General features: G+C 45.3%; 2 protein-coding genes. Both read left to right on the plus strand.

The genetic code is table 11. The annotated features are described in order from the left end of the window. Positions 1–376, plus strand: a 376-nt coding sequence (traF, locus tag AB4653_RS23895; RefSeq protein WP_372105489.1) for a conjugal transfer protein TraF, incomplete at its 5' end; no start/stop codon positions are given. Between the two features lie 145 nt (positions 377–521). Further along, on the plus strand, positions 522–620 hold a 99-nt coding region (traF, locus tag AB4653_RS23900; protein ID WP_240798350.1), incomplete at its 3' end, for a conjugal transfer protein TraF.

The raw sequence follows: 620 nt of genomic DNA on the forward strand, positions 1-620 counted from the left end.
ACAAGTGTATTTAGCACTGGAGGATAAGAAGAAAACCGACGCGGTTGAAAAGATGAAACAAGACGGATGGGGCTTTTTCTTTGTTTATGAAGGAAAAGATACGCTCAGCCAGCAACTCGCCCTGTCCATTCAAGCGTTTGCTGACCAATACCATTTTGAATTATTGGGCATCAGTAATGATGAAACCTTCATCACTCACCTCAAAGAAAACCGCCACAACCAAGGCAAAATAGCGGTGCCTTTTACACCGGCATTAATTTTAGTGCACCCAAGCACTGGAGAGATGAAGCCACTGGCGTACGGCTGGATCAGTCAAAATGATTTAGTTGGCCGCTTTTACAACGTCGCCACCCACTTTGAGCAATCGGATTTTTAAAGCAACTTCATCCATATCGCTCTCTTAAATGATGTTCCGTTTCTTTTATTTCTTCTTTTCCCCTAAAACGTCAGGAGGCGCTATGCCATTTCTTCGTACCCTTGTGCTTGCTTTTTTGATTCATGCCGCCAGCGCACACGCTGCCATGCAAAACCAATATGCCCTGGTGTTCTTTTTTGAAAGCACCTGCCCGTACTGCCATAAGACCGCCCCTAAAATCACTCGCCTTGGCGAGCGATTTCAA

It is taken from the genome of Vibrio sp. 10N.222.48.A3 (genome assembly GCF_041475345.1).
Taxonomy (GTDB): Bacteria; Pseudomonadota; Gammaproteobacteria; order Enterobacterales; family Vibrionaceae; genus Vibrio; species Vibrio tasmaniensis_A.